The sequence below is a fragment of the Geofilum rhodophaeum genome, assembly GCF_002210225.1.
Lineage (GTDB): Bacteria > Bacteroidota > Bacteroidia > Bacteroidales > Marinilabiliaceae > Geofilum > Geofilum rhodophaeum.
In genome coordinates this window covers 11557-36592 of record NZ_MWUJ01000002.1, presented here as the reverse complement: position 1 = coordinate 36592, position 25036 = coordinate 11557, and the positions used below count along the sequence as shown (strand labels likewise).

12 protein-coding genes and 1 tRNA gene are annotated in these 25036 nt (G+C 48.0%); 9 read left to right on the top strand and 4 right to left on the bottom strand.

All coding sequences use genetic code 11. From position 1 onward, the window contains the following. The first annotated feature begins 62 nt into the window (after positions 1-62). The 8 genes from B4W65_RS02545 to B4W65_RS02510 all read left to right on the top strand — a co-directional run bounded on the left by B4W65_RS02545 (position 63) and on the right by B4W65_RS02510 (position 21381). The gene (locus B4W65_RS02545) at positions 63-1709 is read left to right on the top strand and encodes a SulP family inorganic anion transporter (protein ID WP_088653559.1); all 1647 of its coding nucleotides are present in this window, start codon (positions 63-65) and stop codon (positions 1707-1709) included. A 289-nt stretch (positions 1710-1998) separates the two neighbouring features. Then, positions 1999-5022, top strand: a complete 3024-nt coding sequence (locus B4W65_RS02540) for a ligand-binding sensor domain-containing protein (protein WP_088653558.1) — start codon at positions 1999-2001, stop codon at positions 5020-5022. 492 nt (positions 5023-5514) lie between these two features. After that, positions 5515-7890 carry a cellulase family glycosylhydrolase gene (locus B4W65_RS02535; RefSeq protein ID WP_088653557.1) on the top strand — a complete coding sequence of 792 codons (2376 nt, stop codon included), beginning with the start codon at positions 5515-5517 and terminating at the stop codon, positions 7888-7890. 75 nt (positions 7891-7965) lie between these two features. Next, entirely contained in the window at positions 7966-10758 is a 2793-nt protein-coding gene (locus tag B4W65_RS02530) for a glycoside hydrolase family 48 protein (RefSeq protein ID WP_088653556.1), read from the top strand. Between the two features lie 73 nt (positions 10759-10831). Continuing rightward, positions 10832-13774: a glycoside hydrolase family 9 protein gene (locus B4W65_RS02525; RefSeq protein ID WP_088653555.1), complete on the top strand. Its 2943-nt coding sequence runs from the start codon at positions 10832-10834 to the stop codon at positions 13772-13774. 154 nt (positions 13775-13928) lie between these two features. Continuing rightward, positions 13929-17186, top strand: a complete 3258-nt coding sequence (locus B4W65_RS02520; RefSeq protein WP_088653554.1) for an InlB B-repeat-containing protein — start codon at positions 13929-13931, stop codon at positions 17184-17186. Positions 17187-17208: 22 nt separating this feature from the next. Then, the gene (locus tag B4W65_RS02515; protein ID WP_146697689.1) at positions 17209-19071 is read left to right on the top strand and encodes an InlB B-repeat-containing protein; all 1863 of its coding nucleotides are present in this window, start codon (positions 17209-17211) and stop codon (positions 19069-19071) included. A 147-nt stretch (positions 19072-19218) separates the two neighbouring features. Next, complete coding sequence (locus B4W65_RS02510; protein WP_088653552.1) at positions 19219-21381, top strand: amino acid permease; 2163 nt, start codon at positions 19219-19221, stop codon at positions 21379-21381. An 18-nt stretch (positions 21382-21399) separates the two neighbouring features. Here the strand turns inward: B4W65_RS02510 and B4W65_RS17270 are convergent. Continuing rightward, a tRNA-OTHER gene (locus tag B4W65_RS17270) sits at positions 21400-21506 on the bottom strand. A gap of 164 nt (positions 21507-21670) precedes the next feature. On the opposite strand from B4W65_RS17270, the gene B4W65_RS02505 reads away from it, so the two are divergent. Next, positions 21671-22912 carry a tyrosine-type recombinase/integrase gene (locus tag B4W65_RS02505; protein WP_088653551.1) on the top strand — a complete coding sequence of 414 codons (1242 nt, stop codon included), beginning with the start codon at positions 21671-21673 and terminating at the stop codon, positions 22910-22912. A gap of 454 nt (positions 22913-23366) precedes the next feature. Here the strand turns inward: B4W65_RS02505 and B4W65_RS02500 are convergent, their stop codons facing one another. The 3 genes from B4W65_RS02500 to B4W65_RS02490 are packed head-to-tail and all read right to left on the bottom strand — an operon-like array spanning position 23367 to position 25020. Beyond that, on the bottom strand, positions 23367-23849 hold the full coding sequence (locus tag B4W65_RS02500) for a DUF7689 domain-containing protein (RefSeq protein WP_088653550.1): 483 nt from the start codon (positions 23847-23849) through the stop codon (positions 23367-23369). After that, positions 23825-24280, bottom strand: a complete 456-nt coding sequence (locus B4W65_RS02495; RefSeq protein WP_088653549.1) for a hypothetical protein — start codon at positions 24278-24280, stop codon at positions 23825-23827. Before B4W65_RS02495 ends, B4W65_RS02500 begins: the two co-directional genes overlap by 25 nt. Beyond that, the gene (locus B4W65_RS02490; protein WP_088653548.1) at positions 24271-25020 is read right to left on the bottom strand and encodes a TIGR04255 family protein; all 750 of its coding nucleotides are present in this window, start codon (positions 25018-25020) and stop codon (positions 24271-24273) included. The genes B4W65_RS02495 and B4W65_RS02490 overlap by 10 nt, the downstream gene beginning before the upstream one ends. Between the last annotated feature and the right edge of the window lie 16 nt (positions 25021-25036).

Below are 25036 nucleotides of genomic sequence, written 5' to 3'. Positions count from 1 at the left end.
GAGGACAACGACAACAAATAAGCCTTATGTTTGTGTGTTTTTTTAGTAAAAATCAATAACAAATGGAACCCATCTTTTCTCCCAAGCTCTTTACCACCTTAAAAGCAGGCTACACCCGCCACCAATTCACCAAAGACGTGATGGCGGGAATTATTGTGGGTATTGTAGCCCTGCCTTTGGCCATCGCCTTTGCCATTGCTTCGGGCGTAGGGCCCGAAAAGGGACTTCTTACCGCCATCGTGGCCGGCTTTCTCATTTCCATGCTGGGCGGCAGTCGCGTTCAGATCGGCGGTCCCACCGGGGCCTTTGTCGTTATTGTGGCCGGCATCATCGCCACCTACGGCATCGAGGGACTTATTATTTCTACCATCATGGCCGGCATCATCATGGTCATTTTTGGTTTGTTTCGTCTGGGCGTGGTCATTCGCTTCATTCCTTATCCGCTGGTCGTTGGCTTCACCTCCGGTATTGCACTGCTCATTTTTGTGACGCAGATAAAGGACTTCTTTGGTTTGCAGACCGGAGAATTGCCGGCCGACTTTATTGGGAAAGTCTCCATGCTGGCACGGAGCTTTCACACCCTCAACTGGGTCAGTCTGGTATTCGGCTTGGGCAGTTTGTTGCTCACTCTGTTTTGGGGTAAGATTTCCTCCCGTATTCCAGGCTCCCTCATTGCCCTTTTGGCCGGCGCCCTCCTGGTGGCCTTCGGCGGGGTGCAGGTCGAGACCATCGGCACTAAGTTCGGTGAAATCCCCTCCACCCTCAGTCTCCCGACCTTCCCCAACCTCAGCTGGGATACAATCTATATGTACATTGGACCTGCTTTTACCATTGCCTTATTGGGGTCTATTGAGTCGCTCCTCTCAGCCGTCGTTTCCGATGGTATGATTGGCGGACGGCACCGCAGCAACACCGAACTCATTGCCCAGGGAATCGCCAACATCGGCAGTGGCCTCTTTGGAGGTATTCCCGCTACAGGTGCCATCGCCCGGACCGCCACCAACGTTAAAAACGGCGGCCGTACCCCCGTAGCAGGTCTGGTCCATGCCCTGGTGCTGCTGCTCATCATGCTTTTTGCAGGGAAGTGGGCGGGACTCATTCCGCTTTCGGTGCTGGCCGGTATTTTAATGGTGGTGGCCTACAATATGAGTGAGTGGCGCTCCTTTGTATCCATACTTAAAGGATCGCGCTACGACGTGTTGGTCCTCGTCACTTCCTTCGTGCTCACCGTGGTGGTCGACCTTACCATAGCCATTCAGGTCGGTATGGTACTGGCAGCCTTGCTGTTTATGAAGCGTATGGCCGACGTCGGAGAGGTAAAACCCCTGGTCGCCTATCCGCAGGATGAGAAGGACGACGCCGCCATGGTCAACCTGGAACTTCCCACAACTTGCGTAGTTTACGAAATTTCCGGTCCCCTCTTTTTCGGTGTTGCCAACAAGTTTAAAGAATTGATGCACAATATTCCCGACCGTTCCACGATAGTGCTTATTCGCATGCGCAATGTGCCCATGATCGATGCCACCGGCGTGCACAACTTTAAAGCCCTGCTGCAACGCTTTGTACATCAACGAAAAACCGTGGTGCTTACCGGGGTGAATGCTGCCGTTGCACGTGATTTGGGTCGCCATGGCATCACCGAGCTGGTGGGTCCCGAAAACATCTACGCCACTTTTGAAGAAGCGGTGCTGCGGGTTAAAAAGATGTAAAACAGGCCAAATGCCAATTGTAACGCCTTTGGGGGACCTTCTTGGAAGAGGGTCCCCTTTTTGTATAGGCGTGCTTTATTTAACCTAATGTAGTGTGCGCATTGAAGATTTTAGATCTGCTGTTTTGAAGATTTTGCTTCCATTTATTTTATTATAACTCAGTTATGATTTATATTCGTAATTGATAAGTGCTAAAAAGGCTTAAATAGGGCAGAGGTGAACAATGAAATGTTTGCTTTTCAGTTATTATAATTCTCGATAATGATAAATAATTAATTCGCTATACCCTATGCAACCCATATCCAACACGAGTGTTTCCCTTGCTTTAATTTTTTTCTACTTTTTATTTCCCCCAGGGGCCTTCGCTTTACAACGTGAATTTAGAAGCATCACGGTAGAGGACGGCCTGCCCCATTACACCATAAACAAGCTGTTGCAAGACAGCGAAGGTTATTTGTGGATGGCTACCGACGATGGTTTGGTTCGTTACGACAGTCACCGTTTTCATGTATATAAAAGTCTCCCCACCTATTCGGACAGCAATGTGTTTGCCCGACAGGCCCTTACTCTCTTCGAGGACAGCCAACATCGCCTGTGGGTCGGAACCAATAATTCCTTATGTCTTTTTCATCGGCGACTGAATCAATTTTCGGCCACCTATTTGGTCAATGTCAATGGGGACATTGTTGAAAAAGTCCCCGTAACCGCCATCTGTGAATACAACGATTCTACTTTTTTGCTGGGCACCGATGGTGGCGGCCTTTATGCCTTTAACCCCCATACAGGTGGCTATAAGCAGTTTCACTTTCAGCAAAACGACCAAAGTGCTGCCAAGGGCTTGCGTATCGCGCAAATCCTGGTCGATGGGCGGGAGCGCATTTGGGTAGCCTCGCTGAGTCATGGTTTCCTTGGATTTGATCTCGAAACGGGGCGCCTGCATAGCCTCAATAAGGGTGCTTTTGCGGCCAGGGAAATTCGGGCATTGTTTGAGCTGAACGACAAAGAGCTTTTGTTGGGGACTTATGGGTGGGGGCTTTGGCGTTATAACCGGGATACCGGTCAATTTTACCCCGACTCCCTCAATGCCGGAAGGTATGGCGGGGACTTGCAGCGCATTTATTCCTTCCATGCTCAGGATTCCTCCTTATTTATTGGGACCGACGGGGGCGGCTGTCTGGTTTATGATTTCGCCCGTCACACGACCACTTCCTACCGGCATTATGGTTACGACCCTTACAGCATTGCCAATAATGTGGTGAAAAGTATCCTGGTCGATAAGGATAAAAATCTATGGCTGGGTCATTTTAAAGGGGGCGTAAGTTTTTCGGGCAGGCGGCAGCCCTTCTTCAATATTCGACACAATCCTGCACTGGCACAGTCCTTGAGCAATAATATGGTCAGTGCGGTTTTGGAAGACGAGGGCGTGGTGTATATTGGCACCGATGGCGGAGGCTTAAATGTGATGAACACCGATGGACGTATTGTGAAGGCCCTGGAGGGGACCCACGAAGTATATGGACAAATTCGAGCAAAGAGTATTTTGGCCTTACTCAAATTGCGCAATGGAGACCTGCTGATAGGTACTTATCTTGATGGGGTATTACGTTACCAACCCCATAGCGGAAGGGTCGATACCTTTTTGAACAGCAGTACTACCAAGCTGCGTTTAAGTAACGACGATGTGCGTTGTTTGTTTGAAGACCGTCAGCAACGCATTTGGATAGGGACCAATGGCGGTGGCGTAAATGTTTATTCTCCTGCAGACAGCAGTCTCACCATCTTGCAGCGTGACCAGAACAATGTAAGCGGTTCACTGAGTCTCGACTGGGTGCGCAGCATTACCGAAGACCGTTATGGGTTTATATGGATCGCCACCGTGTACGGCCTCAATATGTACGATCCGGTGAATCAGCGCTTTCAGAAGTTCTTTCATGACCCCACCGACGATGGAAGTCTCTCCAACGAATTTGTGTACAGTGTTGAAGAGGATTCGCAAGGCAATATTTGGGTAGGTACTTCTCATGGTCTCAATAAGTATCTGCGCCAGGAGCAGCGATTTATTTCCTATACCACAGCCGATGGACTTCCGGACGACATTATTTATGGTATGGCAGAAGATGGATCCGGGAATCTTTGGATAACCACCAATAAAGGACTTTCGGTGCTGCACAAGGACAGTAAACGTTTTGTCAATTATGATGTTTCAGATGGATTGGTGAGCAATTCGTTCATTAATGGGGCACTGTATATGTCCAAAGACACTACGCTGTATATGGGAACCGTTCGGGGCTTAAGTTACTTTAAGCCCGACCAGATACAGCCACGCACCCAGGCGGCCACTTTGGTGTTGACCGATTTTCGTTTAAACAACATCAGTGTGCCGGTTGGTCAAGCCGTTAATAATCGGGTGTTGCTGGACAGGCACATCAGCTGTACGGAGCACTTAAGTTTGTCGCACGAGGAAAATTCTTTTTCTCTGGAATTTGCTTTGCTCGATTTTTCCAGTCTGGGTAAGGTCGGTTACGCCTACAAACTCGAAGGTTTTGAAGAGGATTGGACCTTTGTATCCAGTGAGCAAAGTACTGCGCATTATACCGAATTGCCGCCGGGGACTTACCTCTTTCGGGTAAAGACCACCAACATGCCCAGTAACCTTGAACGCAGTCTGCCCATACGCATACGTCCCTCTTTTTTACAGTCGGTTTGGTTTAAAGTACTGGCCATTTTATTGACCCTTGGGTTGCTGTATTATTGGAATACGATACGTATGTTAAAAACAGAGCGGCAAAAGGCCATGCTGCAGCAGCAGATTCTGGAAGAGAAGCTTGGCCATGAAAAAGCCCAGGCCGATTTGCGTACGCAAAATTTGCGCTACGAAATGGAGAGTAAGAATGCGCAGCTGACCTCCACCACTTTACTGATTTCGCACAAGAACGATTTTATGCGTGAGGTGAAGAAGAAGTTGGAGACAGCCTGTTCGGGTAATGCACAAGGATTGGGGCAGCAAACCCTGCAGCAATTAATTGCCTCCATTGATGAGGAGTTTAAGGTGGAAGAGGATTGGCAACGTTTTGAAGAGCATTTTAATCACATTCATAAAGATTTTTTCAAGAAGCTTAAGGAGTCTGATTATGAGTTGAGTGCCACATACTTGAAGCTTTGTGCTTATTTGAAAATGAATTTGACCTCCAAGGAGATTGCCTCTTTAATGAATATTTCGGTGCGGGGTGTAGAGAAAGCCCGGTCTCGTTTAAAGGGAAAGCTACGGTTGGCCGAAGGAGAAAATCTCATGACTTTTTTATCCAACTTGTAAAGCGGTCCTTTTGCTTTATCTGGCTTGTGTTGTAGCTTCCTCAGTTTTGTCTTCTAGTGTACATAGTTTAGTTTTTGATAAATTGTGTTTTTTGGCAAAGATCGGCTTGTGTCTGGCTGTCGTATCTGGTTGTCCGCAATTTTTCGACATTGGTCAACGCTTTTATGCTTTTTATCCTTCGACTAAATTGTCCGATGCCGCTAAATTTAAACTGTAGTATTTCTTTGAAATTGGCTCTGTTGTCGCACTACCGCCGCTTTACAGTTGTTTGTGAGTGCCTGAAAATGCAAGGTGTTTCTGCCTTCTTGTCGTAGTTTTGTACGGATTGTTTTTTTGGCGCGTCGTAGTTTTGTCGTAGGGTTTTACACCTCTTTTGCGAAATAAAGTGCATAGTTTTGTTGGTGTCGAAAATACACTTATGCGGCTTCTATTAGCATAATTTAAGCCGCATGTTTATCAACTCCAGTATTTGTTGAACCTTAACAATGCCACATGAAAACACTTCTATTCCACGTTCGCTTACGAAGGAGCGTACAAAAAGGCCTTCAAGGCTTACTCCTTCTTTGTTTCTTGTTCTCTTCGATGCTTTACGCCCAGGCACCCGTAGCTGCCAATGGTCGGCTAAGTGTGTCTGATGGCCGTCTGGTTAATTCAGGCGGATCGCCCGTTCAATTACGGGGAATGAGTACGCATGGTCCCCAGTGGTACGGATCCTGTATTAACTTTTCCTCCCTTACGGCCATGGTTAACGATTGGGGAATTGACCTCCTGCGCCTGGCTATGTATGTAGAAGAAGAGGGTTATGTGACCAACCCCGCTTATTGGAAAGGCTGGATCAACGATATGGTGGCGCTTACAGAGCAGCACGGGATTTATTGTCTTATCGACTGGCATGTTCACGATCCCGGTGATCCCTGGGCCAACATGGATGCTGCCCGGGATTTCTGGACCTATATGTCTCAGCAGCATGCAGGAAAAGAACATGTCCTTTACGAGATTTGTAATGAGCCCAATGGGGTGGACTGGTCCCGGGTAAAGTCCTACGCCGAAGAGATCATTCCGCTGATTCGGGCCAACGATCCCGATGCGGTAATTATTGTAGGCACGCCCAATTGGAGTCAGGATGTTGATGTAGCGGCTGCTCAAGCCCTGGACTTTGACAATATTATGTATGCCCTTCATTTTTACGCCGGCAGTCACGGTGCCTCTTTGCGCCAAAAGGCCGAACAGGCCTTGGCGGCCGGCGCGGCTGTTTTTGTCACCGAATGGGGGACCAGTATGGCCAATGGCGATGGGGGCCCTTATATCTCAGCCTCTGAAGAATGGCTCACCTGGATGAAGGATAAAGGGCTGAGCTGGTGCAATTGGAGTTATGCCGATAAAGATGAAGTTTCTGCTGCGCTGGTGGAAGGCAGCTGTCTGGGTGGTGCCTGGAACAGCACTTCAGCATCTGGAGCTTTTGTAAAGGAGGCCCTTTTGGAGCCGGCCGATTCCTGGAGCGGGAGCCAGGGCAATATTCGTCCCGTAGCAGCACTTACAGCGCCTCAGGCCAATGCTGTTTTTGAAACCGGAGAGACCTTTCGTCTGAGCGCTGTAGTCAGCGATGCAGATGGGGAGGTTGTTTTGGCCGAGTTTTTCGCCAACGAAGAGAAAGTTGGTGAGGCAGCAGGGGCAGCTCCTGTTGTGGAGTGGCAGGCTCCGGCAGCCGGGAATTATGGTCTTACCGTTAAAGTTACCGATAACAATGGAGCGGTGGGTGTTTCTTCGGAAGTCCCTGTTCGCATTCTGGATGAGGTGGTTCAATATGCTTACCCAGATGGTCTTCCTCACGCGGTTCCCGGCCAGTTTGAAGGCACTCATTTTGATGTAGGTGGAGAAGGTATTGCTTATCACGATGCCGATGCCGTACACAAAGGTGGAGGGATTCGCCCCGAAGAGGGGGTAGATACTGAAGGCACTTCCGGTGCCGGAAACGTGGGTTATGTTGTTAATGATGAATGGCTGGAGTACACCATAGATGTTGCTTCTTCAGGTATTTATAAGGCAGCACTGAATGTTGCTTCCCAGCCGGGTGGGGGTGCGTTTCGTCTGGAGTTCAACAACGAAGATCTTTCGGGCTTGGTTCGCGTTCCTTCAACCGGCGCCTGGTCGTCTTACCAGACCTTAAACATTGAAAGTCTTTCTTTAGAGGCTGGTATCCAGGTACTGCGATTGTATGTGGTTGTGGGTGATTTCAATTTTTCAGATTTTCAGTTTACGCTGGTTTCAGAGACCGATCCAGAGACCGATCCAGAGACCGATCCAGATCCAGACCCCGATCCAGACCCCGATCCAGATCCCGATCCAGACCCCGAGCTTCCTTGTGCGCATCCCCAAGCCATAAGTCTGCCTTTTGCCTTTGACGGTGCAGGGGAATACTGCTGGGTACTTGAAGAGAATATTGGTTTTATCAATTCCTGGAATTTGGATTTGCTTGAAATCAACGGGACCGATTTTACCAATACCTGGTCGAACACGTTGCCCGCTCCCATCGATGGCAAATACTACATTCGTTATGAAGCTGCTTATGCCTGGTCGCATTTTGAAATTCCTCAAAGCAAAGTGGCTACCAGCGATGTCGTTATTGAGCAGGCCTTCGTCTCAGCCCTTCCCAATCCCTTTGTAAACGACTTTGTATTACGACTTCCGGCGCCCGATCAAATCCGTTTTGTCCGTGTTTACGACCTTACCGGGCGCCTGCTCGAAAGCTATTCCGGCTCCAGTTTAAAAACCGGGTTGCGCTTGGGCAGTAAATGGCCCAGTGGCGTTTATATGTTGCAAATAGAAGGGCTTGATAATAAGCAGGTAATCAAGCTAATTAAAAAATAAAGCACCCCAAAAACCTAAGAAAACTTGAATGCTCCAATTCGTTTTAAGTTTCACCAAACATTTAATGTAAGAAGAATGAAAAAGAGAAAAAGTGCAGGGTTATTATTGGCGGGCGCTCTATTGATGAGCGGCGGCAGTTTTGCCCAAGAGAACAAGTACACCCAAAGGTTTTTGGATTTGTATGAAAAGATTTACGACCCGGCCAACGGTTATTTCAGTGCCGACGGAGTGCCTTACCACTCGGTGGAAACCCTCATGTGTGAGGCGCCCGACCACGGCCATGAAACCACCAGTGAGGCCTATTCTTACTGGATTTGGCTCGATGCCATGTATGGCGGTATAACCGGAGATTGGCAGGCGCTTGAAAACTCGTGGGACAAGATGGAGCGCTTCGCCATTCCCACTGAAGATTTGCAGCCTACCACCGGGGGCTACAACCCTAATGCGCCGGCCACCTTTGCCGGAGAGCATCCGCTGCCAGATTTTTATCCCTCGCCCTTGGAGTCTGGAGTTCCGGTTGGTCAGGATCCCGTTTCTCCGGATTTGACCGCCACCTATGGCAGTAATATTTATGGAATGCACTGGTTGTTCGACCTCGATAACTTTTATGGTTATGGCAATAAAGGCGATGGCGTAAGTACTCCTTCTTACATCAACACCTTTCAGCGTGGCGAACAGGAATCGGTGTGGGAAACCGTGCCGCATCCCTCCTGGGAAGATTTTACCTGGGGCTCGGACGATGGAACCGGTTTCTTAAAGCTGTTTGTCGCCGAAGATGCTGCCCCAGCCAAGCAATGGCGTTATACCAATGCTCCCGACGCCGACGCCCGTGTGGTTCAGGCCATGTATTGGGCCAGTTTGTTTGCTCAGGAGCAAGGTCATAATCCCAGCGAATTGTTGCCTTTGGACAAGGCCAGTAAAATGGGTGATTTTATTCGCCTGGCCATGTTCGACAAGTATTTTAAGCCCATTGGCGTGGAAAATAAAATGGGTCAAGGTGGTTCCGGTTACGAAAGTGCTCACTACCTGTTGTCGTGGTACTATGCCTGGGGAGGTCCTCTGGAGCCTCAAGGCTGGGCTTGGCGCATAGGTTGCAGTCATGCCCACTTTGGCTACCAAAATCCGGTAGCTGCGTATGCCTTGAGTCAGGTCAATGAACTCAAGCCCATTTCGGCCAATGGCGTTCGCGACTGGGGAAGGAGTCTCGATCGTCAGATAGAGTTTTATACCTGGTTGCAGTCGGCCGATGGCGCCATCGCCGGAGGTGCCACCAACAGTTGGAACGGTCAGTACGAAGCTTATCCTGCCGGTACCTCAACTTTTTATGGCATAGCCTATACCGAGCATCCGGTTTATCACGACCCGGGCAGCAACCAATGGTTTGGTATGCAAGCCTGGTCGATGGAGCGTATTGCCGAATTGTATTACATTACTGGTGACGAACGCACCAAAAGATTGATGGATAAGTGGGTGGATTGGGTTAAGCAGGAGGTGCAGTTGCACAGCAACGGAGACTTCGATATCCCTGCCACTCTGGAGTGGAGTGGACAGCCCGATACCTGGAATCCCGAAAGTCCCTCCAATAATCCCAATCTGCGGGTGACTGTTAAGGATTATGGCAAGGATCTGGGTATTGCAGGTTGTCTGGCCAAGGCGCTTGTTTATTATGCTGCAGCCACTGAGAAATATGAAACGCTGGACGAAGAAGCCAAGAACCTGGCTAAGGAAATTCTTGATCGTATGTGGGAAAACTATTACGAAGAGAATGGCAAGGGAGTGGCCGTAACCGAGACGCGTGGCGACTTCAGCCGATTTTTTGATCAGGAAGTGTATATTCCCGAAGGATGGACGGGCAAAATGGCCAATGGCGATGTGATTGAGCCCGGTGTTCGTTTTATCGATATTCGTTCGGAATACCGCAACGATCCAGATTTTCCCGCTTTAGAAGCGGCCTATGCAGCGGGTACTGATTTTGAAAACAAATACCACCGTTTTTGGGCACAGGTGGATATTGCCCTGGCCAACGCCGAATACGGACGTTTCTTTGGCGACGAAGAACCTGGAGAGGTGGTTGCTGTTAGCGGCGTGGAATTAACACCCGATACGCTGGAGCTGCAAGTAGGTGGCAGTGCCTATCTGAATGTTCGTGTACTCCCGGTAAATGCCAGCAACAAAGCGGTAAGCTGGAACAGCAGCGAAAGCAGTGTAGCCAGCGTTAGTAACGGCAGAGTTACAGCTTCAGCTCCCGGAACCACTTTGGTTACTGTGACTACCCTGGATGGCGATTTCAGTGCAGTTTCCGTGGTGTTGGTTAGTGAATCAGGTAATGGTGACGACGACGAGGACAATGGCGATTTCTGTGCCAATCCTCAGGAAATTACCGTGCCCTTTGTTCAGAATGGAGAAGGAGAGTATTGTTGGGTTACTTCATCGGGTATTGGTTACATCAACTCCTGGAACCTGGAAACACTGGAAATCAATGGTGTTGATTTCACCAACACCTGGTCCAACAGTCTGCCCGAGCCCATTGATGGCAAGTATTACATTTACTATAAGGGCAACTATCCCTGGTCGCATTTTGAAATTCCACAAGCCAAAGTGGCTACTATGATGAATGCCGGGGAATTGGAAAAAATGGTGGCTGTTTATCCCAACCCCTTTAATGATTACATCAATTTTAATTTGGCGCAACCCGAAGCGGTTAAGTCCATTCAGGTTGTGAATGAGGAGGGCCAAGTGGTGGCACAGTATGCAGGTTCAGACCTTAGTCCCTATATTAAAATTGGGGCGGATTTGTCGCCAGGACTTTACCTGGTTAGGATCGTTGGCTCAGAAGGGGAAGCCGTGGTTAAAATAAGAAAGCAATAATGGAGAGAAAGGGGCCCTCCTTCAGCTGTCAGCTGCTTTAGGGGAGGTCCCTTTCTTTAAAAAACAGCATCAGATGAAAACCAAGTTGTATACAATCGTAGCATGGGTCTTTTTTCTTGCACCTTTTTTAAGCCAGGCACAAACCTACAATTATGCCGAGGTGCTTCAAAAGTCCATGTTTTTTTATGAGTGTCAGGAGTCTGGTCGTCTGACCCCCGACAACCGGGTCAGTTGGCGCAGCCATTCTGCGCTGGACGATGGTTCCGATGTGGGACACGACCTGACCGGCGGGTGGTACGATGCCGGTGATCACGTTAAGTTCAATTTTCCCATGGCTTTTACAGCCACCACCCTGGCCTGGGGTGCCATTGATTTTGCCGAAGGTTATCAGCAGGCGGGACAAATGGCCTATTTGAAGAGAAATTTACGTTGGGTCAATGATTATTTCATTAAATGCCACACGGCACCTAACGAATTGTACGGGCAGGTTGGCAATGGGGGCACGGATCATGCCTGGTGGGGATCGGCCGAGGTCATGCAAATGGAGCGTCCTGCCTATAAAATTGATGCCGCCCATCCCGGTTCCGATCTGGCAGCGGAAACCGCCGCAGCCATGGCTGCGGCCAGCATTATTTTCCGTGACGACGATCCAGCTTACAGTCAAACCCTCTTGCAACATGCCGAGGAGTTGTATGCCTTTGCCGACAACTATCGGGGGGTTTATTCCAATTCGATTACCGATGCTGCCGGTTACTACCGTTCGTTCAGCGGCTACAACGATGAGCTGGTGTGGGGCGCCATCTGGTTGTACCGGGCCACCAATGAGCCCGCCTATTTGCAAAAGGCGGAGACCTACTACGATAATTTAAGTTCGGAACCCCAGTCGGTGGAGAAATCTTACAAATGGGGCCTGGCCTGGGACGATAAGTCTTACGGGTGTTATGCCTTGTTGGCTAAGCTGACTGGTAAAGACCGCTATAAGACCGATATTGAACGCCATTTGGATTACTGGACCAGCGGTTACAATGGCAATAGGATCAGCTATACGCCGGGGGGACTGGCCTATTTGGATGTTTGGGGCGCCCTGCGTTATTCGGCCAACACCAGTTTTTTGGCGGCCTATTATGCCGATGACGCCACCAGTCCGTCCAAAACTGCTGCTTACCACGATTTTGCTTCTGCACAAATGGCCTATATTTTGGGGGCCAACCCTCAGCAACGCAGCTATGTGTGTGGCTATGGGGTGAATCCACCTGTTAATCCGCACCACCGTACCGCCCATGGTGGCTGGTCCAACAATCAAAACGGTCCCCCAGCCCAGACCCGCCACATTCTTTATGGTGCGCTTGTTGGAGGTCCCAACAACGACGACAGTTATGAAGACGATCGGGCCAACTACATCAATAATGAGGTGGCCTGTGATTACAATGCTTGTTTTAGTGGCTTGTTGGCCAGCTTTGTAGAGAAAGAAGGCGGGAGTGCCCTCAGCGATTTTCCCCAGGCTGAAGTGCCAGAAGACGAGTATTTCGTGGAAGCCAAGTTCAATGCCCAGGGCACGACCTATTCAGAATGGGCTGTTTGGGTCAACAATCATACGGCCTGGCCTGCCCGTTATGGCAGCAGCTATAAGTTTCGGATATTTGTAAACATTTCCGAAGGCGTGGAAGCCGGTTACAGTGCAGCCGATTATGTGGTTTCCTCCAACAATGCTGGTATTGTTGATTTTACCGCTTTGTTGCCCTGGGATGAGGCGGCCCATATTTATTACACCGAGGTGAGTTTTAAGCCGGAGATTAAAATATGGCCGGGGGGACAAGGAGAGTCGCGCAAGGAAGCGCAGATGCGTATCCGCCTGCCCTACGAGGCGCCTGCTTCTGCCTGGGATGCCGGCAACGATTGGAGTTCTCAGGGAGTGGATGGCAGCCTGAAGCAAAATTTGAATATGCCTTTGTATGTCGACGGTGAGCTGGTTTTTGGTCAGACCCCCGGAGAGCTTCCAGAGGTTGAAGTGACGTCTGTTTCGCTCGATGCCACGGAGTTGGCACTCGATATCAACGAATCTGCCCTTTTACAAGCTACAATTTTGCCGGCCAACGCCACCAACAAAACACTCAGCTGGAGCAGTTCCAACGAGGAGGTGGCAGCGGTAGATGCCAACGGCCGGGTGCTGGGCTTGTCTCAAGGAGAGGCTGTGATTACCGTTAATACAGCTTATCCCGCTGTTTCTGCTTCGTGCCAGGTAAGGGTAAGTGAACAGGTTGTTGAAATCCCCAAATACACCCTTACCTTAAGTATCGTTGGAAGCGGCTCGGTAAGTCCCGAGGGCGGCGTGTTTGAAGAAGGAAGCACTGTGGAGCTGGTGGCCCAGCCCGATGCCGGATACGTGTTTGGTGGATGGAGTGGCGATGTAAGTAGTTCCGCGACCACCCTTTCCTTCATCATGGATAGCGATCTTTCTGTGATTGCAACCTTTACCGAAGCGGGTGGCGGAAGCTGTGATAATCCGCAGCCCATTTCGGTTCCCTTTGTACAAAACGGAGAAGGGGAATTTTGTTGGGTCTGCAGCGACGGGATTGGCTACATCAATTCCTGGAACCTGGAGGTTCTGGAAATCAACGGTGTGGATTACACCAATACCTGGTCGAACAGTCTGCCCGAAGCCATTGATGGGAAATATTACATCTACTATAAAGGAAATTATGCCTGGTCGCACTTTGAAATTCCTCAAGCCAAAACTGCCGAAGTAGTTACCGGCCTAAACAGGACCGAACAAGCGACGCAAGGCCAGTTGCTTGTTCAAAGCAATCCTTTTAGCGAACAGGTGGATGTGTTGGTGACCAGGTCTAACCAGGTGAAAGAACTGCTGGTTTTGGATATGGCCGGACGTGTGGTGGAGCGCTTTGAGACTGTTCCCCCCGTGCTGAGCCTGGGCCAGCAGTGGGCGGCAGGTACTTATGTTCTTCAGCTTCGTTACGCCAATGAGCAAGTAACAAAGAAAATAGTAAAAGCACATTAAGCTGCTTAACCCAAGGGAGGGCGCCGGATTTGATCACCCGCGTAATTCGTGATCCAGACGATGTGGTTGATGAACCGGTGCTCTACCCTTTCCTTATGACTTGTATTCCCCTTACCACTTGTTTTGCCCTTTGTTTTATTCAAAATTTCTTACGATGAAAAATTACAGAACAACGGTTGTTGCCTTTATGATGTTTTGGTTGGGGATGCTCGCAGATGCTCAAAATCAAGCTTCCTACCGCTGGGATAATGTGACCATTGGCGGCGGAGGCTTTGTCTCCGGCGTATACTTTTCGCCCATTGAGCCCAATGTTGGCTATGTACGCACCGATGTTGGGGGGGCTTATCGTTGGGATGCCGGTAGCGATAAATGGCTTCCCCTGATGGATTGGGTCAATGCCGATGAGCGCGGATTATTGGGCATTGAATCCCTGGCGATTGACCCCAATCTGCCCGGAACCCTTTATATGATGGCCGGAACCGTATATTGGAATCAGGCCAATGACGGCATTGGCCGTTCTGCCTTTCTGCGTTCCGACGACTATGGCGCCAACTGGGAAAGCATCCCTGTTTGGAACGATGAGGTGAAATACTTTAATGTACATGGAAATGGGATGGGACGTGGCAATGGGGAAAGACTGGCGGTGGATCCGGCCAACTCCAACACCCTTTTTTATGGCTCGCGCAACAAGGGCTTATGGAAATCAGGCAATAAAGGAAGCACCTGGTCTAAAGTCACTTCTTTTCCGGTAGATACCACCTGGAATGGGGCCGGAATTTCATTTGTGGTTTTTGATCCGAGTACTGCAGCAGCTGGTCAAACACAACGCATTTATGTGGGCGTACTGCGTAAAACCGACAACCTCTTTGTCAGCAACGATGGTGGCAACAGTTGGGAGGTCTTGCCCCAGCGTCCTTTGTCGCCCTATGCGCCCGATTTAATGCCGCAGCGCATGGTGGTACATCCCGATGGGGGTTCCCTGTTTATCACCTTTGGCAATGGAGCCGGACCCCACAGCATGCAATGGGATGAAGGTTGGGGCAACATCAACGACTGGTTCAACCGTGGTGCCATTTATAAGTATCTGGTAAGCACTAAGCAATGGCGCGATGTCTCGCCACAAAATTTTATTGATCCCTCAGGAGATGGTGATCCCGCTGATCCTTCCACCTTCTATGGCTGCTACAGTGGGCTGGCCCTTGACCCCAATAATCCCGAGCGTATGGTGGCCTCCTCCATTGCCAGTTACCGCGGGCCGCAATTTTGGCAAGTCGACGGACAATGGGAAGCTTCCTGGGGTGATAATATCTACGTTACCGAAGACGGCGGAGAGAGTTGGATTCCTTCCTTTCAATATTATTGGCTGGATGGGGGACAAACCCCGCCTGTTGCACAAATGGATGAGAACGGAGTGCCCTGGATGGTGGGGAACACCATCCATTGGATTGGCTCCGTAGCCATAGATCCTTTTCGGCCCGAGCGTGTTTTTGTGACCTCCGGCAACGGCGTCTTTTCTACATCAAATATTTACAATTACGAGCGGACCTTTGTCAATGAGTGGGGGGCAGCCGATACTTCCTATGTTCAGCGTACCGTCTGGCAGTTTGCAGGTCAGGGAATCGAGGAAGTCGTTCCTGAAGAAGTTGTGAGTATTCCCGGAGGGCCTTTGGTTTCAGTAATTGGCGATTACGATGGATTTGTGCACGACAACATAAGGGAGTCGCCCGCCTTGGGCAGACACAGCACCCTGGCAGATGGTGGCGTACACCACTTGGGCAGCACCCGTGGCCTGGCCTATGCTCCACTCAGCGGAAAGTTGGCGAAGTGTGCCGATGCCCGTTCTGTAAGTACCGGCTACAACGATATCCCCATTGGTCCGGTGCAGTATTCGACCGATGGCGGCGCAACATGGACGGTAGAAACCTACAGCTCGCAGCCTCCGGCTGCATTAAAAGGCGGAAAAGTCGCCCTATCGGCCGATGGAGAAGTTACCCTATGGATGCCTTCCGAGGGACAAGTCATGTACCGCCACCAGGCCTCATCGTGGACAACAGTTGAAGGCATTCACTTTAATGGTCGGCCCGTAGGTGATGAGGCAGACCCGCTTCGCTTTTATATGTACCATCCGGGGGATGGTTACATGTACGTGAGCAGCGATAAAGGGGTCTCATTTGTCCGTGGCGGCTATGTCGGCACCAGTGCATTTAAACGGGCCGTTTCGGTTCCTGAAATGGCCGGGCACGTTTGGGTGCCCAGGGCCGAAACCAGCGGTGGACGTACAGGAGGTCTGTACCGCTCTGAAGATGGTGGCCTGAGTTTCAGTCGGGTACCCGGGGTGGACTATTGTGAAGCAGTAGGTTTTGGCAAGGCCGCCGAAGGGGCGGACCATCCCACCGTATTTGTATTTGCTGAAATAGAGGGCGTATTGGGCCTTTGGCGCTCGACCAATGCCGGTACAAGTTGGGTGCGCATTAACGACGATGCCCACGAGTATGGCGGTCTGGCCAATGGCGAATTTGTGGTAGGCGACCGCAACGTATTTGGGCGGGTGTATATGAGTACTGCCGGGCGGGGTATTGCCTACGGCGAACCCACAGGAGAGTCCGTTGAAGACCCCGATCCTGACCCCGATCCCGACCCGGTATTTTATTCTTTACACGTCTCTGTGCAGGGCAGCGGGACTGTTAATGTGCAAGACGGTGAGTATGCTGAAGGCAGCCGACTCACCCTTGTCGCCGAGGCCAGCGAAGGATATGTATTTGAAGGATGGAGCGGAAGCCTAAGTAGCACTTCCTCGGTTCTCGAACTGGTTATGAACAGCGACATAACGCTTACCGGCACCTTTGCACCCGAAGGGATCAATGACCCCGATCCCGATCCCGATCCCGATCCCGATCCGATGACTCCCTGTAACAATCCCCAAAGTATAACCCTTCCCTTTGTTCAGAATGGCGAAGGTCAATTCTGTTGGGTGACCAATCAAACCCCCGGCTACATCAATTCCTGGAATTTGGATGAGTTGTTGATCAACGGAGCAGACTACACCAATACCTGGGCGTCTTCTCTGCCTGCACCCATTGATGGGATGTATTACATAAGCTACAAAGGCAGTTTTGCCTGGTCGCACTTCGAAATTCCGCAAATCAAGACCGCCACTATGGCGCAGACCACCGAGGAGGTCTCTGAGCCCGTTTTTTCGAGCAACCCATTTACAGATGAGCTTCGCCTGCAGTTACCCGATTATGAAAAGGTGCGACAGATTACTGTAAGTACCACCTCGGGAAAAGTAATTGACGTGTTGTATCCCGAGGCCAATGTGGTACTTATGGGTGCACAATGGCCGGCAGGGATTTATTTGGTAGCCATCAACTATCCCGAATCGCGACAAGTTTTTAAAGTCGTTAAAGAGTAAACCCTTATCAATTTATTTATTTATGAAAAAGACATTATTCATTTTGATGATCCTGGCAGCTTGTTTGGGCCTGCAAGGGCAAAAGGTAGTCATCAGTGGCAACCAGTTTACCGTTGATGGTAAAACCATTTGGTTCAATGGCATCAATACCCCCTGGCACAAATTTGTCGATTTCGGACGTGTTGATTTTGAGGCAGCCTGGTGGGAAGGTGAATTTGCACGATACGCCGACAATCACATCAATTTGGCCCGGGTGTGGATCCACTGTTCCGGTGAGGTCAGTCCCGATATCGATGCCAATGGTTACGTAAGCGGAGCCAGTGCCTTATTTTGGGAGCACATGGATAAACTGTTTGAAGTTTCGCGTACCCACCAGGTGTATTTGCTGCCGGCCCTGTTTTCCTTTGACATTACCAAGCAAAGCTACTCGACCAGCGCGCAGTGGCGGGCCTTTATCCAAGACCCCGCCAACATACAGAGCTACATCGACAATGTATTGATACCCCTTGTGCAACGCTACGAAGATGAGCCCTATTTATTGGGTTGGGAGATCTGTAACGAACCCGAATGGATGTTTGAGAATTCGGAACATGGGCCCCAGTCCTTTGCTGATGTGCAGCGCTTTCATGCCCTGCTGGCAGCCGCCATTCACAACAACAGCAACAGCTATGTTACCACGGGTTCTGCCGCTCCCAAATGGAACAGTCCCATTTACGACAGTTGGGGTGAAAATGAGGGCAACATGTTTTCGGATGCGGCCTTAAGGGCGAGTGGTGCTGACACTGCTGCCTTTCTCGATTTTTATCAGTACCACTGGTATCCCTGGCAGTCTGAATGGATGGCTTCTCCCTTTACCCAAACCACCGTAGCGTATGAGGTAGACGATCGTCCCGTAATTGTTGGAGAGTCGGAAGGCAACGATGTGTGTGACGCCTTTGTTTGTATGACTGTGAGTGAAATGTACGAAAACGCCTATCTGAACGGCTTTGATGGTGTGTGTGCCTGGAAGACGCCTCAGAACGATGGACACGGGACCTTTGAGAACATTGCTGCTGCCACCAACGCTTTTCATCAAAAGTATCCCGGGTTGGTGTACCCCGATGGCGGAGAGCAGCCTGAAGAACCTGAAGAACCTGAGGACCCCGAAGAAAGCCATTCCTTGTCGGTGTTGGTTGAAGGCAACGGTCGGGTAGAAATAGCGCCCGAACAATCGTCCTACCCCGATGGTACTGAGGTGATACTGAAAGCGTTTGCTCAGGACGGCTTCCGCTTCAGCTACTGGAGCGGCGACTGGAGTGGCGAAGCTGCTGAAGTCCGTTTAATCATGAACAAGGATTTGACTGTAACAGCTCATTTCGAAGTCCTTTCAGGTGAGATTCCCTGCAGCAATCCTCAGACGATCTCCCTGCCCTTTACCTTCGATGGTGTAGGGAGCCATTGCTGGGTAACTGATCAAGCTATGGCTTACATCAATTCCTGGAACCTTGATGTATTGAAGATTAACGGAGTGGATTATACCAATACCTGGTCAAACAGCTTACCGGCTCCCCTAGGCGGGAAGTATTACATTGAATACAGCGGAGCCTTTCCCTGGTCGCACTTTGAGGCGCCTCAGCTTAAGGTCAGCACCATGGTTGACGAGATACAGGAAGAGGCCTTGGTGCTATCGTCCAATCCCTTTGATCAGGAATTTAGCTTAAATCTGCGCAGTTTCAGGCATGTAGAGCGTGTAGTAGTCAGTGATTTACAAGGTCGTGTTTGGGAGGAATTTGTGCATCCCGTTCGAAGTACACTGACTTTAGGTCGTCCTTTGTCTTCAGGCCCTTACATCCTGTTGCTTCAGGCCGATGGACACAAATACAGCTTTAAACTGATAAAGCGTTAAGGCAGTCCGGCGCACGAGCCGGCGGTTTTCTTGGGTGAATTGGGGCCATCGCAATCGTTGGCCCCAATTTTATTTCCCGGGAAACGCATAAAATTGTATCTTGCTACAGAAGATGTTTTGCGGTATTGTTTTATTTAATTAGCGTTTATGGGGAAAGGCACACGCTTGAACAAGGAGTTGGGTTTGTTTGATGTTTTTGCAATCAGTACCGGAGCCATGTTCAGCTCAGGCTTTTTTCTACTGCCTGGTTTGGCCTCGCAATATACCGGTCCCTCCGTTTTTGTCGCTTATCTGGTGGCGGGCATCCTGATAATTCCGGCCATGTTCAGCATTGCCGAAATCTCTACCGCCCTGCCCCGTTCGGGAGGCGCCTACTTTTTTCTGGATCGCAGTCTCGGTCCCCTCATGGGCACCATTGGGGGCCTGGGCACCTACTTCGCCCTGATGTTTAAAACCGCCTTTGCCATCATTGGTATTGGCGCCTATGCTGCCTTTTTTTGGGACGTGCCGGTCAAGACCATTGCCATTGCCGCCACTTTTATGTTTATGGGACTTAATCTGGTAGGGGCAAAGAAGACCTCCGGCCTCCAGAATATTTTCGTGATTTTTTTGTTGGTGGTACTGGGCACCTTTATTGTGGATGGCCTCTACAACATTTTTTTTACCGATCGGGTAGACCTGCCGGCAGCCAACACCCATTTTAGCCCCTTCTTCACCCAGGGCTTCGAGGGCATCATCGTCACCTCCGGTTTTGTGTTTGTGTCCTACCTCGGGCTGACTCAAATTGCCAGTGTGGCTGAAGAAATAAAGAATCCCGAGCGCAACATCCCTTTGGGAATGATGCTCTCTTTGCTGGTAACGGGACTGGTTTATGTATTGGGCGTTTTTGTGATGGTGAGCCTGATAGAGCCCGGCGAGTTTGCGAACGATCTGGCACCTGCTGCCACCGCGGTAAAGCAGCTGTTTCATTGGTTGCCCGAGGGATGGGGCACCTACCTGATGACCGGAGCAGCCATGGCCGCCTTTGCCAGTACCGGCAACGCCGGTCTGCTTTCTACCTCCCGCTATCCCTTTGCCATGAGTCGCGACACCCTCTTTCCCAAGGGCTTCTCCAAAGTAGGAAAAAGCGGGACCCCTTATCCGGCCATTCTTTTGACTGCCGGACTCATTATGCTGTTTATTTTCTTGTTGAGCGAAGAAGGCATTGCCAAGCTGGCCTCTACCTTCCAGCTGTTTATTTTCATGCTCATCAACTTCTCCGTAATTGTCTTTCGCAAAAGTAAAATCCAGTCCTACGACCCCGGCTACAAGTCGCCCCTCTACCCGGGTATGCAGATTGCCGGCATCCTCATCTCCTTTGTCATGATCATTTATATGGGCTGGATGGCCATTTTGTTCAGTCTGGCTATTGTTTTGGTGTCGGTACTCTGGTACCATTACTATGCCCGTATGCGTGTGAAACGCGAAGGCGCCATTTTCCATTGGTTTGCCCTGCTGGGCAAGTACCAGTACGAAGATTTGGAGCATGAATTCATGACCATTTTGAAGGAAAAAGGTCTGCGACAGGGCGACCCCTTTGACCAGACCATCATCAATGCGCGCATTTCACGGGTAGATCAGAGCGTAAAAAAGAAGAATTTCGAAAAAGTAGTGGAAGAAATCTCCGACGTATTTGCCACCGAGATGCATGTGCCTGCCGAAAGTCTGGTTAAAGAGTTTTATGCCACCTCACCCATCGAACCAGCCTTGGAGATTCCCGGAGTATCGATGCTTTATGCCCGGCACGAAGGCGTGGACCACCCCTCTTTGCACATCGTACTGTGTGCTCAGGGTGTACGCAAACCAGTTAGTAAGGGTGCCATATCGCGCAGCGACTACATCAAAGTCTTTTTCTTTCTGGTGAATCCCGCCCACGAAACCCGTCAACAGTTGCGCATGCTCTCCCGTCTGGTCGATATTGTAGAACGGGACGATTTCATGGAAGCCATGTTGAAACTGCAAAGTCACCGGGAGATTAAAGAGTACCTGTTGCACAACGAGCGCTACCTTACCGTTCAGCTATTGCCCGATACCGTTCAGGCCGAGGCCATTGGTAAGGCCCTTAAAGACGTACGCTATCCCAGCGATGTGCTGGTGGCCATGATCGAACGCAACGGCGCCACTTTTCCTCCCCACGGAAGCACCATCTTGCAAGAAAACGATGTGCTTACCATCATCGGGGAACCGCGGTCGATCAGTCAATTGTTCGACCGCTACATCCGTATGAACAAGGAAAATGAAAAAAAGCCACTTAGGAACGGAAATTCCTGAAGTGGCTTAAAATGAAGGTGGGCCCAGCTGGGCTTGAACCAGCGACCCCCTGATTATGAGTCAGGATTTCATGGTTTAAATATATTTTCATATTTTTGTAGACACCTTTCATTTTGGCCATTTATTAAGCAATACAAATAAAGGTAATTCTAATCGATTTTTCAAATTTCATGCATTTTTTTCAATTTCGTGTAGTAAATTGTGTAGTAAAAGTATTTATGATATAAATTTGAGGGGTGAATTCATGATAAAGAAATTTCCAAAAAGCAGAATATAAGATTTACTACTGATGAAAGGAAAACCAACATTTAGCTATTGGCACGACACAAAAAGGGTTAAGAAAGATAACAGGTATCCCGTGAAATCGAGAGTGACTTTCCAAAGAAATCGCAAATATTATGGAACTGGAATAGATGCTAGTGAGGGAGAATGGAAGATTATGCATTCCTCAGAGGCAAAAGGTAAGCTCTTAAAAGCCAGAAGAGAATTAGACCAGATTGTCCAGGAGGCGGAACAAATTGGTTTACAATTGCCTGTTTTTTCTTTTCATCAGTTCGAGGAGTTGTTTTTTAACGCACCGGATGATCATCAAAGTGTTTATGAGGCTTATGACAGAAAAATGGAGAGACTGCATAAAGAAGGACGTGAAGGCACACGTAACAGTTATGCGGATTCTAAGGGCTCTTTAATGAGATTCAAACCCAACTTAGCATTCCCAGACGTAACAGCCGATTTTCTTAACCGGTATGAAAAGTACATGCTTGAAAATGGGCGTAGTTTAACTACCGTGGGGATTTATTTAAGACCCTTAAGAGCCATTTTAAATCAGGCTATTCAGGATAAGATAATAAGTGCTGATTCCTATCCCTTTAGAAAGAACAAGTATAAAATACCAACAGGAAAGAAAGGAAAGGTCGCTTTAAATGAAGATGAATTAGCCATCCTCTTTAATTATCATCCAATTCCGTTTAGTACGGAAGACCGGTCAAAAGATTTCTGGTTTTTTAGTTATTTGTGTAATGGGATGAACTTTAAGGATGTTTTTAATTTGAAGTATCATCAAATCAAAGAGGAAAGCTTCAAGTTTATCAGGGAGAAAACCAGGCTTACCACCAAAGATGCACCTATTATTGTAGATGTGCAGCTTAATGATCATTCCAAAAAGATTATTGAGAAATGGGGGAGTAAAGATAGAAATCCAGATAATTATGTGTTCCCCTTCGTTAATAGTGAGCGGTCTGAGGAAGCCAGGCAAAAAGTTAGGAAGCAGTTTATTAAATTAACCAACCAACATTTGAGTAAGATTTGTGCTAAAGCTGGTATTAATAAAGAAGTAACAACTTATGTAGCGAGGCACACCTTCGCTGCAATCATTATTAATAAGGGTTATTCTATCGAAGTGCTGAGGGAATTATTAGGGCATACCGATATAAAAACCACCCAGAACTATATCAATGACATTATCCCTCCTTCAAAAAAGAAAGAAATTGCCAGTTGTCTTCTTGATTTCAATGGTGAATCTGGCCTTTAGTATTGACTTGAGGCCAGAATAGGATTTTGGACAGCAAAATGGAACAAATTGCAACGGCCTTTCGGTAGGTTGTGGTGATTGTTTTGTTCTGTAAATCTGCGTTTTACTGTGATTCGTTATTCAGGGAGAGGCAAAAGTTGCGTTCCGTTCTATTCGTTCCGTTAGTCCTATTTGTTGCAAAGGTTGCACCTTTTCCATTAGTCTCATTTGTTGCAATGGTTGCAGCATTTCACCAGTTGCAATTGGGAGCGGGTTTTTTACTATGGTAAATTAGTAAGGTTATAGGAGTCAACTATGGTAAATTAGTAAGGTTATCATACAGTTTTTTCCCTTATGCCCACCATAAGGGAAAAGTATATTGAGAGTAAATTACCAAAGAAGAATAGGGTAGATAGGCATTTCCCAAATGGGAAAGGAGAAAGAGCTAAATAGACATTATTTTAGATCAAGAAGATTATTCGAAAAGTCGTTTCATAAAGCAATGTACAACACCGTAATATTCGTTTTCAATCGCTTCTGGAGTTCCATGCTGGATATCATTGGATACTCCCAATTTACTTGTCCAAGTACCATCACTTTTTTGCCTTGAAGCATGGGTACATAAGGTTGTTTCAGGGATCACATACAATGCAATTTTACGATAACCGATTTCAAAATCAGATGTTTCACAACATTCATATCCTTTTAACCTGAATGCATCTATGAAGTTTTTTACATCACAATCTAGGATTTCATCTGATGGCCAAAAGTGTACCCCATCTAAAAATTGATATTCGCCTGTATTAGGCCACATCCAACGGTTATCTTTATTATACGCCCATGCTATACAATTATATGCAGGCGTAGCTTTACTTGTAATCTTGAATTGATTATCTTGGGATAGCTTTGGAAAGGCTTTGACCAGATTTCGTTTTATTTTTTCAATTCCTTCACCCATAGGTTACATGCTTCTGAAATTGTAATGTTGGGTAAATCAGTTATTTTCCGGTTATAAATAAGATTTAATGCCCAAACAAGAGTTGAAGGATTCGTTTCAATACTTTCAAGAATATAAGGAACAGCAGAATTTCCCATCGCAACAATAGATTGAAAATCGTCATTTTCAATAATAGCTTTTGTTGAGGATAGAAACATCGTTCTATTTTGCCAGTTGATTAAATGGTTCTGAAATCTAAATTTTTGAAGAAAAGCAACACTGTCATCTCCGTCAACCGATTGAAGATACTCAGTGGTCCTATTATTGGTCATCATCGTCAGCACTCCACTAAAAGCATCTATATCAGAGTATGCAAATGCTGCATTACTGGACAACATTCCGGCGACAAGAGTAAGAGGTTTAAGTTTATTTGAGAGTCTTGCTAGTTGCATAAATCTATAGTCTTTTGTGTAATATTATTGAAAAAAATCTCATTCTTTACATTACGAAGCTTTTCCAAATTTACAGCAAGGGTTTCTTTCTCGAAAAGAAGTTTCTGTCTATCCAATACATCAATATCGAATGTGTAAATGTATGAATTTGTACGTACATTATCTACATTTTGGTTCACAATAGAAAAAATATCCGTATCAGGTATATCCATTAATAATCTAAAGCCGTATTGTCGTAATGGGAAAGGGAGTTCATTGTCTTCACTGCTTGAAATCAATGTTTTGAAATAGTCGGCAGGATTATCGAATGTTTCGAATGTAAAGCGATTAATAAAACGAATAGAAGTACGAGTAACTTCAAGACTATTTAGGATGTCGGATAAAACTAATAGTGACTTCAACGTCGAATCCTTGAAGTTATCCCAGCCCTCATATGGACGTTCATCAATATATGTGATAGTGTCTTCTAAGATTTCAAACTTAGCTTTCTGGTCTATCGTGAGATAAACATAACTGCCAATTTTCGCATTTGAAGTCCCACTAAATTTAGAAACTCCTAAAGGAATAGAAGACCCAAAATTAAGACCTACTTTAATATTATCTCGCCGAATTGGAAAATTATGTTTTATCTGAGTATCAAACTTCAGGAAGTCACTCAGTTTTATGCCGATTGAGTTAAATTTCAGTTGAAACAATGCTACAACAACTGGTGGTTTTTTTAAAGATGGCCAATTCTTCATTTATTTTTACATTGAA

Excerpts from the sequence above, each read along its gene's own strand:
- B4W65_RS02510 (WP_088653552.1), top strand. The coding sequence starts at position 19,219 with ATGGGGAAAGGCACACGCTTGAACAAGGAGTTGGGTTTGTTTGATGTT.
- B4W65_RS02540 (WP_088653558.1), top strand. The coding sequence starts at position 1,999 with ATGCAACCCATATCCAACACGAGTGTTTCCCTTGCTTTAATTTTTTTC.
- B4W65_RS02525 (WP_088653555.1), top strand. The coding sequence starts at position 10,832 with ATGAAAACCAAGTTGTATACAATCGTAGCATGGGTCTTTTTTCTTGCA.
- B4W65_RS02520 (WP_088653554.1), top strand. The coding sequence starts at position 13,929 with ATGAAAAATTACAGAACAACGGTTGTTGCCTTTATGATGTTTTGGTTG.
- B4W65_RS02490 (WP_088653548.1), bottom strand. The coding sequence starts at position 25,020 with ATGAAGAATTGGCCATCTTTAAAAAAACCACCAGTTGTTGTAGCATTG.
- B4W65_RS02515 (WP_146697689.1), top strand. The coding sequence starts at position 17,209 with ATGAAAAAGACATTATTCATTTTGATGATCCTGGCAGCTTGTTTGGGC.
- B4W65_RS02545 (WP_088653559.1), top strand. The coding sequence starts at position 63 with ATGGAACCCATCTTTTCTCCCAAGCTCTTTACCACCTTAAAAGCAGGC.
- B4W65_RS02535 (WP_088653557.1), top strand. The coding sequence starts at position 5,515 with ATGAAAACACTTCTATTCCACGTTCGCTTACGAAGGAGCGTACAAAAA.
- B4W65_RS02500 (WP_088653550.1), bottom strand. The coding sequence starts at position 23,849 with ATGGGTGAAGGAATTGAAAAAATAAAACGAAATCTGGTCAAAGCCTTT.
- B4W65_RS02505 (WP_088653551.1), top strand. The coding sequence starts at position 21,671 with ATGAAAGGAAAACCAACATTTAGCTATTGGCACGACACAAAAAGGGTT.
- B4W65_RS02530 (WP_088653556.1), top strand. The coding sequence starts at position 7,966 with ATGAAAAAGAGAAAAAGTGCAGGGTTATTATTGGCGGGCGCTCTATTG.
- B4W65_RS02495 (WP_088653549.1), bottom strand. The coding sequence starts at position 24,280 with ATGCAACTAGCAAGACTCTCAAATAAACTTAAACCTCTTACTCTTGTC.